Raw genomic sequence first — 15,479 nt, 5'->3', positions numbered from 1 at the left:
TGGTGTGTTTCAGGCAGCCTGAATGGCATAATTTAGGCGACACAATGACAATGGGGCAGATGAAAAATCTGCCCCATTTGCATTGATGAAATCAACTTGGCGCGCGCATGATGTTGTAAACGCTAGATAAATCATACACTTTATAACGCGCAGGTTCTTGGCGACCTTCGCCAGCATAGCTTAATGTCAAGCCCAAATTGCGGCTTTTGTCCACCCAGCCGATGAACATGCCACTGTGTTCAATGTTGTTGTAGCTGTGGTTTACATGGTAAATCCAGTCGCCTGCGCGCAAATCATCAACGTTGGCGTATGCACCGCCGTGGCTGCTTTTGTAAACGGTTTGGCGCATATTGCGGTTTACGCCAGCGCGTGTCCATGCCGCGTCCAAATAATCCCAACAGCCGCCTTGAATGATTTCTTTGTGAAACAAGGTCATTTCACGCGATTTTGCCAAGATGTTTTTGATGTATCCCGAAGATTGGTTTTCAGCCTGCATGATTAAGGGCAAAAAGTCGTCATTGGTTTTGCCACGGTATGCGGCGGCTGCCGATGGATTGGGTTGTTTGGTGTAGGCTGTGTTGGGTGTGTAGATGGGTGTGTGATGATGTGGCTGAACAGCCGTATGGTGTGGTACGGCAGAACCATAAACCCCACGCGCGGCATCATCGTTTACATGCCACACACGCGCGTGGCTGATGTCGGGCAAGGCGCGAGGCGCACCACCGCAGGCAGCCAAAATCAAACACAGGGGCAATGTGGTACAGATTGAGCGTTGCATAATCGCATTTCCTTTGAAAACGTGAACCAAAACGGCAACAATCATAAAACAGTACATTGAAAAATGGTGTTATTGGAAAATCATTTTTTGTTCAAAATCGCCCATTTTCAGGCAGCCTGAAAATGGGCGAACCATACGGCATTTAGGGCATGAGCATACCGCCATTCACGTGCAAAGTTTGCCCTGTGATGTAGCTGGCTTGGTCAGAGGCGAGAAACAGCACGGCATTGGCAATGTCTTGTGCTTGTCCGAATTTGCCCAATGCGGTTTGGTTTTCAAAGGTTTTGCGTGTTTCTTCGGGCAGGGCGCGGGTCATGTCGGTGTCAATGAAACCAGGGGCAACACAGTTTACGGTAATGCCGCGACTGCCCACTTCACGCGCCAATGATTTGCTGAAACCTTGCAACGCGGCTTTGGCGGCGGCATAGTTGGTTTGACCTGCATTGCCCATGCTGCCCACCACCGATGTAATCGTGATGATGCGACCTGCACGCTGTTTCATCATGCCGCGCATCACGGCTTTGCTGGCGCGGTAAACCGATTTTAAGTTCACATTCATGATGTCGTCCCACTCATCGTCTTTCATGCGCATGAGCAGATTGTCGCGCGTGATGCCTGCGTTATTGACCAAAATGTCCAGTTTGCCAAATTCTTTTTCAATGTCGGCAATCAGGTTTTCAATTACGTTATCGTCTGCCGCGTTCAGGGCGCGACCCACGCCATGCCATTGTGCCAAACGTTCGCCAATGGCGGTTGCGCCGTTTTCGGAAGTGGCGGTGCCAATCACGGTTGCGCCTGCTTGTGCCAAAGTGTCGGCAATCGCTGCGCCAATGCCGCGAGACGCGCCTGTTACCAAAGCGATTTTGCCTGTTAAGTTTTGTGTTGTCATGGTGTTGTCCTTGTTTCAAAATGGGGGAAGTGTTTTTCAGGCAGCCTGACAATACACGACAATTTTTGATGTTGCCACGCACCTAACCCCTCACCCTGTGTAAGGGGGAGGGCTGGGGTGGGGGTTAGAAAGCCAATGCGCCACCCCACCCTAACCCTCCCCCGCCAGACGGGGGAGGGAACAGATTGCAGGCAGCCCAACCATTTTTGTCGCGTGTTGTCAGGCAGCCTGAAAAAGGCGATTATAGCAGTTAGTGTGATAACACCAATCACGAATGTGCATTTTCAGGCAGCCTGAAACAAAAGCGCGTATAATTCGCCCATTTATTTTCAGATTCAATTTAACCATGAACGCTTTTGCCCAAGCCCTATCTGCCGCATTACAATATGCGATTGTCAGCCGCCAAGTGAGCGATGAAGGCGAATTTGTCGGCTTTTTGTACCGCGAAGAACCCGCTTTTGAACACGATAGCGGCTGGCGGTTTTTTTCGGGCGCGGAAGACGATGAATATGCCGACAACCCCGACCATTTCATCACCGCCCCTTTGAGCGATGTGCTGAACACCCACCCCGAAGTTGCCCCACTCATGTCGCAAACCCAAGGCGCGTGGGAATGGCACGATGAACAACAGCAATTTGTTGCCGTGGCAGATTGGCAAGGGCAAAATTGATTTTCAGGCAGCCTGAAAAGCCTTTTTATTTACATCAATCAAATCATGATTCACAAAAAATACGTCAATATTGTTTTCGCATTTTACATGGCAGCGATGATGGCATTTATGATGTCGTGCGTGTTGGTGGCGGTCAATTCGGGCATAGGCAGCAACTACATGTTGCGCGTGCTGAAATCGTATGCCATTGCCATGCCCATTGCGTTTTGTTGCGTGTTGCTGGTGCGACCCATTGCCGTGTGGCTGACCAACAAAACCTTAAAACCCTAATTTAATGATACATAAGGAAAAAACATGAATACCATTCTCCCCAATTTAAACGGCGCAGGCTTAAAAATCGGCATTGTGCAAGCGCGTTTTACCAACGAAATCGGCAGCGCAATGGTGCAAGTGGCACACCAAAAATTATTGGAACTGGGCGTGGCAGACGAAAACATCACACTCGCCACCGTAGCAGGTGCTTTGGAAGTGCCATTGGCATTGCAAAACATGGCAGCCAGCGAAGAATATGACGCGCTGATTGCCTTCGGTGCCGTGATTCGTGGCGAAACCTACCATTTTGAATTGGTGGCAAATGAATCGGGTGCCGCCATCACGCGCGTGGGCTTGGATTTCAATATTCCCATCGCCAACGCCATTTTGACCACCGAAAACGATGAACAAGCCCACGTTCGCATTCAAGAAAAAGCCACAGATGCAGCGATTGTTGCCGTAGAAATGGCAAATTTGCTTTTGGCTTTAAGTGAATAAGCCGTTTTCAGGCAGCCTGAAAACCCCTCCCGCAACCCCATCAAACGAAAAACACCAAAATGACCGAACCCAAACGCCCCAACAAATCCCCACGCCGCCGTGCGCGTGAATTTGCGGTACAGGCTTTGTACCAATCCATGATGAACCAAAATACACCATTGGGCGACATCGCCAACCACCTGCGCGAACACACCGATTTCAAAAATGCCGATAAAGAATTGTTTAATCGCCTGTTTTTGGGTGCCAGCCACAACCAAAGCGATTACATGCAGCAAATCGTGCCGCATCTTGACCGCGATGAAAAAATGATTAACCCCATTGAACGCGCCATTTTGCTCATGGCAACGCACGAACTGAACGCCATGTTGGAAACCCCACACGCCGTGATTATCAACGAAGCGATTGAAGTAACCAAAACCTTTGGCGGCACCGACAGCCACAAATTCATCAATGGCATTTTGGACAAATTGGCAGCCCAGTTGCGCCCAGCCAAACAGCCCGAATCCGAAGCGTAAATCAACGCGAGTTTGGGATAAAAGTGATTGATAAATTTGGCGCATTGACAGTTATTTATCCCGAATTCACGTTAAATCAAAGCTGCCTGAAAAACCATTTCAGGCAGCTTTTGGAAATGCGTTTATGAAACCCAATTTAATTGATTTATTGCGCGATGCCCTCAACATCATGCGCATGCGTTACCAAGTTGCCGAGGCTTATGACTACGGCTTACCCGTGTTTGTTGCGGTGATGTTTGCCGTGGGTGCCATCAATGCCGTGGCAATGACCCCCTTGTTTGGCAACAGCCCAGCCGCGTTTGCCTTTGGCGTGTTGATGAGCCTAACCCGTTGGCTGGTACTCACACGCATGGCAGCCGAGATTTTGCGTCCCCACAAAAGCCCACGCATCCCCTTTTTGGGTTACACTTTGGCAGGCGAAGCCCTTGTTTTGCCACAGGTTTTGGTATTTTATTTTGAAACATGGGCATTGCCATTGTCTTTGTGGGCAACGTGGGCATTTTGGGCGCAAGCCATTGGTTTTTATCACATTAGCCAACAGAGCATGGGCAAAGTGGCGGTGGTGTATGTGGCGCATTGGTTGGTGTCGGTGGTGCTGATGAGCGTATTTTTGGCGATGTTTGTGGCAGAAGGCTGGTTTGATTGGACAATGATTGAGGTCAATTTCAAAAAATACACCGATTTGTACGCCAAATAATGCAATAACAAGGTTTCAGGCAGCTTTTCAACATTTCAGGCAGCCTGAAATCTTTGCAAAACTCGGTTTGTAGGGGCAGATTTCATATTTGCCCTGTTTAGACTTGCAGAAATTTTTATTTTTGGGACACCATGTAGGGTGCAACTTGTTGCACCAAGTCCATGTTTTATCAGGAAAATGGTGCAACAAGTTGCACCCTACACTCGTCCTATTTTTACATAAATTGAAAAGAGGCCGATATGAAATCCGCCTCTACATCAGTTTAAAAGTAGGTTTTGCAAAGGTTTCAGGCTGCCTGAAACCTTTTTTTGTGCAAACAAAATCAATTCGCAGCCGCCAAGCGATTGTGCAATTCATTGGCAAATGCCGACAAATCAAACTCCGTGCGGTTTTCAGGCAGCGTCAAAACCACAGGCAAGCGTGTCATGCCATTATTGCCAGCAGGATAAGCATAATTGCGCTGCATTTCATTGGTAATCAACAGCGAATCAAATTCCAAATGCACCATTTGCTCCTTAAAATCCTTGGGCATATGGAAAATGTTTTGATGAACCCCCCAAGCCGTTTGGCGCATTTCCTTTTTCAATTCGTCCAATTTTTCCTGTTGTTTTTCCTTGGTGTGCAACATTTTACCAATGAAACCAACGGGTTTTTCCATCAATTCCTGTTGCGCTGCCACTTGCTTAACCAAATCGCGATAAGGCTTAATTTGCTTGTTTACCCAATCGCGCACCTTGTTTAAGCCTTCTTGGGCGCGATTGTGGTGATTTGCCCAATCCACCTCGCTTTGATGCACAAACACTTCCGTGCGGCGTTTTTCCAAAAATGAAGCATAAGCCACCAGTTGTGCAAACAAAGTGGTTGCCGTTTCATTGCCCAACACAGCAGGCAGCGTTTGGAAATCCTGAAACGATTGCACAATGCTGCCAAATAATTGGCGCATGCCCACATACAAATATTCACACTCATCATTGTTTTTCGCCATTTTGGATACCGCTTGGGTCATCGGTTCCAAAATGCGTTGCGTGAGCAGTTTTTCGTATTGTTTCAAGCGTTCAGCCACCGCCACATCAATGTTTTGCACCGATTTAAATGGCTCAAACAACATCGGCAACAATACATCATCATGATATTGTTCAATTTCCGCAAAAAAATCAATGATGGCACGACTCACGCTCGCCTCAATGGTGATGACCAAATCAATTTGTTTTTTGAATTTGGCAATGTAAATGTCATCGCAATTTGCCAGCATTGCCGTGTTCAAAGCCACACCATTGAGCAGCACGCTGCCACCAAACAAGCGTTCCTCCAACAAAAATCGGCGAATGGTAAAGGGATTGACCGCATATTCCAAACTCGGCGCAATGGAAAACAAATATTTGGACGCGCGCACCACTTCCAGTTGGCGAATGCGTTGTTCTTGACGCAAAAATTGGTTCAACACTTCGTGTGGCATATCGGCAAGCTGACGATTGCGTAAGGTTTTAAACCAATAGCCAAGCAGTTGATGTTTCAAATAAACTTCGTTGATAAAGGTTTTGATAATGGGCAAATTTAAGCCGCGCACGGTTTTGGGAATCAGAAATTCTTTTTTCTGTTTGATGATGTCGGCGGCGGCATAAATGAATTCGGTGAGCAAGCGTTGTTTGGCGCGTTGTAATTGCACGCTGTCTTGCACGTCTTGTTTGTGGATTTGCCCAATCAGGTTTTCCAAAAATTCGGCAATTTTAACCACATCGTCCATGGTTTTGAGTGCATTCAAATGGTCGGGCAATTTCAGGGCAAACGCTTTCATGCGCTTGGCGTTGGCTGGCACTTGGGCAATGGCTTGTTCCAAATTGTCTGCCTGATTGTGATGATATTCAAAGATTTTTTGCTCGGCATTCCAAGCAATGCGTTTGGGTGCCAAAATTTGTTTGGCAACGTTTTGCCGCTCTTGTGCCGACATGGCTTTGAACAAGTCAAGCAAATGGTCTTGCCAAAACACGTCTATGCGCGGGTCAATTTGGTTGATTTGGGTACGCAGGGTGTAGGGAATGTGGTCAATCAAATCATGAATGGATTGATTGCTTGGTTGCTTGGTTGCTTGGTTGCTTGGTTGCTTGGTTGCTTGGTTGTCATTTTTCATCATCTTATTGAAAATAAAATAAAAAATAAATAGATGAATCATTTTAACACAGATTTGCACAATAGTGCATTTATTTACATTTTTGCCACAAAATCAAATGTGCCGTCATTTTCGTTGTGGGCAAGCATGACGGCACAATTCTGTTTCAGGCTGCCTGAAACCGCATTTTACCAATGCAAAGCCAAATTATCGCGATGAATCAATTCATCTTCAAAGGCATAGCCCAGTTTATCGGCAATTTCGTTGGCATGACAACGCACGATTTTTGCCGTTTCTGCGCTGCTGTAATTTGCCAAACCACGCGCAATTTCTGCGCCCGATTCGTTCAACACGGCAATCAACTCGCCACGGTGAAAATGACCGTTTACGCGCACCACGCCCACGGGCAACAAACTGCCATTTTTGTGCAACAAAGCCTGTTCTGCGCCTGCGTCCACGTTTACGCTGCCTGAAATTTGAATGTGTCCCAACAGCCATTGTTTACGCGCATTCACGCGGCTCAATTCGCTGGTAAACAGTGTGCCTATGCTTTCGCCTGTGCTCAATCTTTGCAACACATCGGTTTCGCGCCCCGATGCCACCACCGTGTTTGCGCCGCTCAAAGCCGCCCGTTTTGCTGCCAATACTTTGGTGTACATGCCGCCTGTGCCAACTCCTGTGCCTGCACCGCCTGCCATTTGGGTGAGATTGGGGTGGTTGGCGGCAATTTGGCTGATGAATTGGGCTTGGGGATTTTTGCGCGGGTCGCTGTCGTACAAGCCGCGCTGGTCGGTTAAAATGATGAGTGCGTCTGCGTCCACCAAATTGCTGACCAATGCGCCCAAGGTGTCGTTGTCGCCCAATTTGATTTCATTGGTGGTAACGGTGTCGTTTTCGTTAATCACAGGCACGATGTTTTGCGACAACAGGGTTTTGAGTGTACTTCGCGCATTCAAATAGCGTGTGCGGTCGCTCAAATCTTCGTGTGTGAGCAGAATTTGTGCCGTGTGCAAACCGTGTTGCGAAAAGGCGCGTTCATAGGCTTGGGCTATGCCCATTTGCCCAACAGCCGCCGCCGCTTGCAATTCGTTGATGGCGGTGGGGCGTTTTGCCCAGCCCAAGCGTTTCACGCCTTCGGCAATGGCTCCGCTTGACACCAAAATCACATCAACGCCATTTTGTTTGATGTGGGCGATTTGTTTTGCCCAATTATTGAGCGCGGATTGGTCTATGCCGCGTCCTTCGGCGGTAACGAGGCTAGAACCGACTTTCACAACCAATAATTTGGCGTGGGATAAATTTTGCGTATTCATGTTTCAGGCAGCCTTTTTGGGTAAATACAGATGAGAAAGGCAAATTGTAACGCAATTTAACGAATAAAGTGTTTTCAGGCAGCCTGAAAAATTATTTTTATTTTGAAAACAATATTCAAAAACAAAACAACACAATTTTTCTTGCCAAAAATGCGGCGATTTGATTTAATACACGCTTTCTAGGTCGGATAGCTCAGTCGGTAGAGCAACGGATTGAAAATCCGTGTGTCGGCGGTTCGATCCCGCCTCCGACCACCACATTCAGACAGCCCAAACATCGCGTTTGGGCTGTTTTTACATTGATTTTGGCTTGAAAAAGTGGTTTCAGGCAGCCTGAAACGGCATTTCCCCAAAACATTCACATAAGGAAAACATCATGCGTTGGCAAGGCAGAGAAAAAAGCACCCATTTTGAAGACAGACGCGGTTCATCAAGCGGTGGTGGGGGAGGTGGTCGCCCCACGATTATCGGCATTATTGTGTTGTTGGTGGGTGCGTATTACGGTGTGGATTTGAGTGGTTTGGTTGGCTCGCCACAAATGGGTGCGGTACAGCAGACCCAATCTGCGCCACGCCAAGTTTCGGTACAAGAAAAACAGTTGGAAGATTTAAGTTTGGTCGTTTTACGCGAAACTGAAAAAGTGTGGGGTGCATATTTTCAAAAACACAATCAGAAATATCCTGCGCCCACTTTGACGGTGTATAACGGACGCACCGCCACCGCTTGTGGCACAGGCGATGCCAATGCAGGACCTTTTTATTGCCCAGCCGACCAAAAGGTGTACATTGATTTGTCGTTTTACAACACGATGAAAAACCAGCTTGGTGCAGAAGGCGATGCGGCATTCGCCTACGTTTTGGCGCACGAAGTGGGGCATCATGTGCAAACGATTACGGGGACAATTCAAAAAGTCAATCAAATGCAACAGCGTGTTTCCAAAAAAGAAGCCAATGCCTTGTCGGTTAAATTGGAATTGCAGGCAGACTGCTATGCTGGCGTGTGGGGGCATTATGCTGAAAAAGACGGCTTGTTTGAACAAGGTGACATTGAAGAAGCCTACAATGCCGCCGAAGCGGTGGGCGATGACACTTTGCAACACCGCGCACAGGGCTACACCGTGCCACATACTTATACGCATGGCACATCGGCACAGCGCAAATCGTGGTTTGAGCGCGGTTTTAAAACAGGCGATGTGGCACAATGCAACACGTTTGCGGTCAAATAAATTTCGTTTAAAAACATTTGTTTGTTGATTTTTACGCTATTGATAATAATTTTTATTTGCAAAGTTGAGCGATTTTGTATACTATACGCCTACCAGCTACACAACGCAGCTTAAACGCAAGTTTGAACCAAGCAGTCAGTCGTGTATTTTGGTAGTGGTTTGTGTTCCTTTTGGGTCTCTTGTTTCTCCAAGCAAGAGACCATTTTTCTTGCGGTTTCAGGCTGCCTGAACGCACAAAAAGGGAAGATGAATGCACATCTGCCCTTTTGCCATCGTTTTAATCTGAAATTATTTTTTCATTTTATTGTAAATCGTCAATAAAATCACAGCCATGATGACCGATGCGATAAACCCTGCTGTTTCATCGGGTGCATACCAGCCCATGCCGCGTCCCACCACGCCTGCACCAAACGAACCTGCAATGCCCAAGAAAATGGTGGCAATCCAACCCATTGCGTCTTTACCAGGTTTGAGAAAACGCGCCAACAAACCCACAATCAAACCAATCACAATTGACCAAATCATTGTCTTTCCTTTGTGTTTCAGTTAATCAGGCGAAACAGTATAGCACAAAAAATGAGCCATTCTGTTGAATTGGGTATTTTTGATGAAAAATTGGTAAAGAAATGCGGTGGGTGTCATCTTGCGTTTCAGGCTGCCTGAAAGCCAATTTTTCCAGCAAAAATGTTAAAATACCCAGTTTTCAATTTTTCAGGCAGCCTGAACCATGTCCAAATACACCCCCATTCAAAACAACGACTTCATTCGCATTCGCGGTGCGCGCACCCACAATCTCAAAAACATTGATTTGGACATTCCCCGTCATCAACTGGTTGTGATTACAGGGCTTTCGGGTTCGGGCAAATCCAGCTTGGCGTTTGACACGCTCTATGCCGAAGGGCAACGCCGCTATGTGGAAAGCCTGTCGGCTTACGCGCGTCAATTTTTGCAGATGATGGACAAACCCGATGTGGATTTGATTGAAGGTTTGTCGCCCGCCATTTCCATTGAACAAAAATCCACCAGCCACAATCCGCGTTCCACCGTTGGCACGGTTACGGAAATCCATGATTATTTGCGCCTTTTGTATGCGCGTATCGGCACGCCCCATTGCCCCGAACACGGCTTGCCGCTCGCCAGCCAAACCGTTTCACAAATGGTTGATTTTGTTTTGCAATTACCCGAAGACACGCGCATGATGATACTCGCCCCAGCCGTGCGCGGACGCAAAGGCGAATTTGTGGATTTGTTTGCCGATTTGCAAGCGCAAGGTTTCGCGCGTGTGCGCGTTGATGGCGAAGTGTACACGCTGGACGAAGTGCCGAAATTGGCGAAAACCCACAAACACGATATTGATGTCGTGATTGACCGCATTAAAGTCAAACCCGATTTGCAACAACGACTTGCCGAAAGTTTTGAAACCGCCTTGCGACACGGCGGCGACCGCGCCATCGCCCTAGAAATGGATACCAATCAAGAACATTGGTTTTCCGCACAATTTGCCTGCCCCATGTGTTCGTACAGCCTGCCTGAATTGGAACCGCGCTTGTTTTCGTTCAACAATCCAGTGGGCGCGTGTCCGAGTTGCGATGGCTTGGGCAGCAACGATTTTTTTGACCCCAACCGCGTGGTTGCCCACCCCGAATTGTCGCTGGCGGCTGGCGCGATTGAGGGCTGGGACAAACGCAATCAATTTTATTTTCAAATGATACAATCACTTGCCCACCATTATGGTTTTGACGTGGACGAACAATGGTGCAGGCTGCCTGAAAACGTCCAAAAAATCATTTTACACGGCTCTGGCAAAGAAGTGATTAACTTCAAGTATTTATCCGAAAAAGGCGGCACATTTGAACGCCCCCACGCCTTTGAAGGCATTTTGCCCAATTTGGAACGCCGCTACCGCGAAACCGACTCCGAAACCATACGCGACAAATTGCGCGAATACCAAAGCCACCGCGCCTGTCCAAGCTGTGGCGGTGCGCGTTTGCGAAAAGAGGCACGATACGTTTTGGTGGGCGACACCGCCTTGCACGATTTGTCCGCCTTGCCCTTAAATCAAACACTTGAATTTTTTGAAAATTTGAAACTGGACGGCAACAAAGCCCAAATTGCCGACAAAATCCTTAAAGAAATCACCGAACGCTTGGGCTTTTTGATTAACGTGGGCTTGGATTATTTGAATTTAAGCCGTTCAGCCGAAACGCTTTCAGGTGGCGAGGCGCAACGCATACGCTTGGCAAGCCAAATCGGTAGCGGCTTAACAGGCGTGATGTATGTGTTGGACGAACCTTCAATCGGCTTGCACCAGCGCGACAACGACCGATTGTTGATGACCTTGAAACGCTTGCGCGATTTGGGCAACAGCGTGATTGTGGTGGAACACGATGAAGACGCAATCCGCCATGCCGATTTTGTCGTGGACATGGGCGTGGGCGCAGGCGAACATGGCGGTCGCGTACTCATTGCCGACACGCCCGATAAAGTCGCCCAATGCGAACATTCGGTTACAGGACAATATTTGAGCGGCAGAAAACAAATCAGGCTGCCTGAAAAACGCACCCCCGTTAATCCCGACAAAATGCTGGTTTTAACAGGGGCGCGTGGCAACAATCTCAAAAACGTTACCCTAGAATTGCCTTTGGGTTTAATCACTTGCGTAACAGGCGTTTCAGGCAGCGGCAAATCCACGCTGATTAACGACACCCTTGCCAAAATAGCCGCACGCGAACTCAACCGCGCTCACGAAGAACCCGCCCCCTACGATGAAATTCATGGCTTGGAACATTTGGACAAAGTCATCAACGTAGACCAATCGCCCATTGGACGCACACCGCGTTCCAATCCAGCCACTTACACAGGCTTGTTCACGCCCATACGCGAATTGTTTGCAGGCGTGCCATTGGCGCGAGAACGCGGTTACAGCGTGGGCAGATTTTCATTCAATGTCAAAGGCGGACGTTGCGAAGCCTGTCAAGGCGATGGCGTGATTAAAGTGGAAATGCACTTTTTGCCAGACGTGTATGTGCCATGCGAAGTGTGCCACGGCAAACGCTACAACCGCGAAACGCTGGAAGTGCGCTACAAAGGCAAAAACATCAGCGAAGTCTTGGACTTAACCGTAGAAGAGGCGCGTGAATTTTTTGATGCCGTGCCGACCGTGTCGCGCAAATTGCAAACGCTGATGGACGTGGGTTTGGGCTACATTCGTTTGGGGCAATCCGCCACGACCTTATCGGGTGGCGAGGCACAGCGCGTGAAATTGGCATTGGAATTGTCCAAACGCGACACAGGGCGCACTTTGTATATTTTGGACGAACCGACCACAGGTTTGCATTTTGCCGACATCGCCTTATTGCTGGAAGTGATACAGCGATTGAAAGGCAAAGGCAATTCCATTGTGATTATTGAGCATAATTTAGATGTGATTAAAACGGCGGATTGGATTGTGGATTTGGGGCTGGAAGGTGGTGCAGGTGGCGGGACGATTTTGGTTTCAGGCAGCCCTGAACAGGTGGTAAAATGCAAGGAAAGTCATACTGGTAAGTATTTAAAACAAGTTTTGGAGGTTTAACATCATGAAAGATGATACTAAAGATAAAAAGAGTATTCTAGTGGAGGGACACTCTGAAGGTAGTACAAACTTAGATGATGAGAATAAATCAATAAAACAAGAAATTAAAGATAATAGTATAAATTCGGGTGATTCTTTAAATGGTAATGAAAAATCCAATAATAATTTAGATGCTGTTGAGAAATATGATTTAACGATTAAAAATAGAATTTCAAGTCAAAACGATGCTAATAACGAGATTAGTAATATTAATAGTGATAATTCTTTAACGCAAGAAGACCTTGACAATATTTTAGGACAACATGAAAAATGGGTAGAAAGCCAAAATAAGGAAGGAAAACCTGCTAATTTATCGAATCTCATTTTAAGGAATCTTGATTTTCAAAATTACAATTTAACAGGAATTAATTTAAGTAGAAGTGATTTAAGAAAATCAAAATTAATAAGAGCAAATTTAACTAAAGCAGTACTTGCTGAATCTATTCTTATACAGGCTGATTTTACAGGTTCACACCTCCAGTATGCAAATTTACAAAAGGCGAGTTTAAAAGGTGCAGATTTACGCGGAGCTGACTTAAAGTATGCTGATTTGAGTAATGCTGATTTGCGTGGCTCATATTTGAGACGTGCTGACTTTAGTCATGCAAATTTAACCAGTACAGATTTAAGAGGTACTTATAGTAAAGGAGCAACTTTTTATGAAAATATTGGTTTATCAGAAAAAATACTTGAACATGCTCGCGATATTCAACAACATCAAGATGAAATTTCAGAGCTAAAAGAAAAATTAGAAAATAATGATAATCCTGAATCTAAAAAAGAATTAGAGAAAAAACTCGCTGATACTGAATATGAATTAGCAAGAGCACAACATAGATTTGATACTCACTACAATATTGACAAAGCAAAGGACTCGTTATCTGAATCGTTAGCAAATATTACAACACATTTAGATAATAGTAGTAAATCTGCAAAAGAATTTGGGATGATGGCAAAAGTAGTCATTATTATTAATTTTTTCTTACTTATGGTAATACCAATTTACTTATGGATAACGAAAGATTTTCCAGATAATAATTGGCATATTGCCTTTTATACATTTCCGGTTATTACATTAATCTTACTTGCTACAATGTTACTTAGGCATCAGAAGGCTTTGTTAAGTGAAATACGATATTTTTCAAATATGAAGTATCGTACAGAAGTATTCAGCGGATTATTAGAAGCTTCACAACATGTTGCAGCTAGTTTATCCACAGACGAAGACTCATCAAAATATGTTGTAGATACTTTTACACAAATTAGAGATAGTCTCATTTCTATGCAGCCACCTGATTCACAAACTGGCAATAACGATAAAGAAAACGAAACTGATAAAGTCCCCGAGATTTTGGGTAAGGTTATTGAGCAACTAGGTAAAAAATGAGCAAGCATAGGATGGGTACTTGCCTCCACAAGCAAGCGTAGGGTGGGTGCTTGCACCCACGCATTTTATCCCTAAACCACATTTTGTTTTTCAGGCAGCCTGAAAGCAAGAGTGGGTGGGCAACTTGTTGCCCACGCGGTTTGATAATGCACCACAAATCCATGTTTTAACGTGAAATATTTGATTTTAGGCTACCTGAAACAGAGCTTTGGGTCAGTGGAATATCAAAATCAAATTGATGGCAAAACACACACCGCGTGGGCAACAAGCAAGCGTAGGTCGGCTCGGAGAGCCGACCTACGCATAGCTATGTTATCCATACATGGCATTTTTCAGCCTGAAGCCTTTGTGAAACCCCAAAGCAATGCAACTGCTTTGGGGTTTTCAATAAAAATGGCAATATCTACCCAAACTTGACCCATTCATACCCATTAAACAGCCCTTTTCAGGTTGTTTGCCGCTTTCATCGTTTTGCGAGTCGGCAATATTTTGTTCCAAAGCCGCAATCATTTGGTGCAATGATAACAACACTTTCAAAGCCTCCAAACGAGCCAATCTGGCTTTAAGCTGGCGAATGTGGAGCGGTTCGGGCTGCCCAATAAACAAAATCCTGTTTCCAATTCAAGAAACAGGATTTCATAATATCAACCAAAAAAAGGAAATCATCATGTTTAAGCAAAAATTGCTTTAAAAATGGGGGTAGCGAGCTGTAATCTCGGCACTGGCTTTTTCAGGTGGGCTGCTGACTTCCGCCCCTGACCCGTTGCCCAAAATCGCCATGCGAGGCAACCCGCTACTTACTTTGCATTATAAAGGTTTGTTGGAAAATTTCAAGTCTTTTACAATTTAAGCTCATTTTCTTTACACACAAATGCGTATAATTAATTATTTTTTATCAATAAAATTCACAAGGAACCCTCATCATGAAATCGGATAACGCCCAATATTACGGCACAATCAGCCGCGCTTTACATTGGTTAATGGCATTGTGTTTCACATTTATGCTTGGCACCGCAGTGGCTTGGAACATGAACGAAGAATATTTCAGCCTGATGAATTACCACAAAGCCATGGGGTTTTTGCTGATGATTTTGGTGGTGGTGCGCGTGATTTGGGCAATCAAAAATCGCCACAATCGCCCTACTGCTGGCAATATTTTGGTTAAATTGGGGCATGGCGCATTGTATTTTTTGATGATATTGGTACCTTTGGTGGGTTTGCTGCGTCAATATGGCAGTGCGCGTGGCGATTTGAGCATTTTCGGTATCACGCTTTTGCCTGCCGCCCCTGAAAAAATTGAATGGATGAACAAACTGGGTGGCGCATTGCATGGCGAAGCGGCTTGGGTGTTGTTTGCGTTGGCTGGTGGACACATTTTGTTTGCCATTGCCCACCAAATTCGTGGCGAGAAAATCATCAATCGCATGGCAGGTCCGCGCAAGTGATTTTTCAGGCAGCCTGAAACCTTTGTAAGACTTGGTTTGTAGGGACAGATTTCATATCTGCCCCTTTTTTCTTTTAGATAATTTCAATTT

Annotated in this window: 16 protein-coding genes, 1 tRNA gene and 1 other RNA gene; 11 read left to right on the top strand and 7 right to left on the bottom strand. The window is 46.0% G+C overall.

Features of this window, described 5'->3' with window-relative positions:
* Positions 1-91: 91 nt before the first annotated feature.
* Positions 92-778, bottom strand: coding sequence for a hypothetical protein (locus tag H3L97_RS11635; protein WP_179655825.1), 687 nt, complete (start codon positions 776-778; stop codon positions 92-94).
* Positions 779-920: 142 nt separating this feature from the next.
* Positions 921-1,667 (bottom strand): 3-oxoacyl-ACP reductase FabG, encoded by a 747-nt coding sequence (gene fabG / locus H3L97_RS11630; RefSeq protein ID WP_097114268.1) that lies wholly within the window; start codon positions 1,665-1,667, stop codon positions 921-923.
* A gap of 346 nt (positions 1,668-2,013) precedes the next feature.
* Here fabG and H3L97_RS11625 point away from each other — a divergent pair, with 346 nt between their 5' ends.
* From H3L97_RS11625 to H3L97_RS11605, 5 genes are all read left to right on the top strand, one after another.
* Positions 2,014-2,337, top strand: coding sequence for a DUF2185 domain-containing protein (locus H3L97_RS11625; protein ID WP_097114295.1), 324 nt, complete (start codon positions 2,014-2,016; stop codon positions 2,335-2,337).
* Positions 2,338-2,382: 45 nt separating this feature from the next.
* On the top strand, positions 2,383-2,607 hold the full coding sequence (locus H3L97_RS11620; RefSeq protein ID WP_097114267.1) for a DUF2798 domain-containing protein: 225 nt from the start codon (positions 2,383-2,385) through the stop codon (positions 2,605-2,607).
* Between the two features lie 24 nt (positions 2,608-2,631).
* On the top strand, positions 2,632-3,087 hold the full coding sequence (ribH, locus tag H3L97_RS11615) for a 6,7-dimethyl-8-ribityllumazine synthase (protein ID WP_097114266.1): 456 nt from the start codon (positions 2,632-2,634) through the stop codon (positions 3,085-3,087).
* Between the two features lie 59 nt (positions 3,088-3,146).
* A complete protein-coding gene (gene nusB, locus H3L97_RS11610) occupies positions 3,147-3,602 on the top strand; it encodes a transcription antitermination factor NusB (protein ID WP_097114265.1) in 456 nt (151 codons plus the stop codon).
* Between the two features lie 124 nt (positions 3,603-3,726).
* Entirely contained in the window at positions 3,727-4,299 is a 573-nt protein-coding gene (locus H3L97_RS11605) for a hypothetical protein (RefSeq protein ID WP_097114264.1), read from the top strand.
* A gap of 322 nt (positions 4,300-4,621) precedes the next feature.
* Here the strand turns inward: H3L97_RS11605 and H3L97_RS11600 are convergent, their stop codons facing one another.
* Positions 4,622-6,430: a hypothetical protein gene (locus H3L97_RS11600; protein ID WP_097114263.1), complete on the bottom strand. Its 1,809-nt coding sequence runs from the start codon at positions 6,428-6,430 to the stop codon at positions 4,622-4,624.
* Positions 6,431-6,460: 30 nt separating this feature from the next.
* Between H3L97_RS11600 and H3L97_RS11595 the strand changes: the two genes are divergently transcribed.
* A complete protein-coding gene (locus H3L97_RS11595) occupies positions 6,461-6,625 on the top strand; it encodes a hypothetical protein (RefSeq protein WP_179655824.1) in 165 nt (54 codons plus the stop codon).
* On the opposite strand, the gene proB is transcribed toward H3L97_RS11595, so the two are convergent.
* Positions 6,595-7,719 (bottom strand): glutamate 5-kinase, encoded by a 1,125-nt coding sequence (gene proB / locus H3L97_RS11590; protein WP_097114262.1) that lies wholly within the window; start codon positions 7,717-7,719, stop codon positions 6,595-6,597. The two genes, H3L97_RS11595 and proB, sit on opposite strands and share 31 nt — an antisense overlap.
* A 182-nt stretch (positions 7,720-7,901) precedes the next feature.
* Here proB and H3L97_RS11585 point away from each other — a divergent pair.
* Both H3L97_RS11585 and ypfJ read left to right on the top strand, forming a co-directional pair.
* Positions 7,902-7,977, top strand: a tRNA-Phe gene (locus H3L97_RS11585).
* 118 nt (positions 7,978-8,095) lie between these two features.
* Entirely contained in the window at positions 8,096-8,944 is an 849-nt protein-coding gene (ypfJ, locus tag H3L97_RS11580) for a KPN_02809 family neutral zinc metallopeptidase (RefSeq protein ID WP_097114261.1), read from the top strand.
* Between the two features lie 288 nt (positions 8,945-9,232).
* Here the strand turns inward: ypfJ and H3L97_RS11575 are convergent, their stop codons facing one another.
* Positions 9,233-9,469 carry a GlsB/YeaQ/YmgE family stress response membrane protein gene (locus H3L97_RS11575; protein WP_097114260.1) on the bottom strand — a complete coding sequence of 79 codons (237 nt, stop codon included), beginning with the start codon at positions 9,467-9,469 and terminating at the stop codon, positions 9,233-9,235.
* Between the two features lie 202 nt (positions 9,470-9,671).
* On the opposite strand from H3L97_RS11575, the gene uvrA reads away from it, so the two are divergent.
* Complete coding sequence (gene uvrA / locus H3L97_RS11570) at positions 9,672-12,518, top strand: excinuclease ABC subunit UvrA (RefSeq protein WP_097114259.1); 2,847 nt, start codon at positions 9,672-9,674, stop codon at positions 12,516-12,518.
* A 4-nt stretch (positions 12,519-12,522) separates the two neighbouring features.
* Positions 12,523-13,944, top strand: coding sequence for a pentapeptide repeat-containing protein (locus H3L97_RS11565; RefSeq protein ID WP_097114258.1), 1,422 nt, complete (start codon positions 12,523-12,525; stop codon positions 13,942-13,944).
* 384 nt (positions 13,945-14,328) lie between these two features.
* Here the strand turns inward: H3L97_RS11565 and H3L97_RS11560 are convergent, their stop codons facing one another.
* The gene (locus H3L97_RS11560) at positions 14,329-14,550 is read right to left on the bottom strand and encodes a hypothetical protein (RefSeq protein ID WP_097114257.1); all 222 of its coding nucleotides are present in this window, start codon (positions 14,548-14,550) and stop codon (positions 14,329-14,331) included.
* A gap of 92 nt (positions 14,551-14,642) precedes the next feature.
* Positions 14,643-14,739, bottom strand: an RNA gene (gene ffs / locus H3L97_RS11555) — signal recognition particle sRNA small type.
* A 128-nt stretch (positions 14,740-14,867) separates the two neighbouring features.
* On the opposite strand from ffs, the gene H3L97_RS11550 reads away from it, so the two are divergent.
* Complete coding sequence (locus H3L97_RS11550; protein WP_097114256.1) at positions 14,868-15,389, top strand: cytochrome b; 522 nt, start codon at positions 14,868-14,870, stop codon at positions 15,387-15,389.
* The last annotated feature ends 90 nt before the right edge of the window (positions 15,390-15,479 follow it).

The sequence above is a fragment of the Alysiella filiformis genome, assembly GCF_014054525.1.
Classification (GTDB): domain Bacteria; phylum Pseudomonadota; class Gammaproteobacteria; order Burkholderiales; family Neisseriaceae; genus Simonsiella; species Simonsiella filiformis.
Note: the sequence above shows the minus strand (reverse complement) of the source record. Positions and strands in the feature narration are given on the sequence as shown.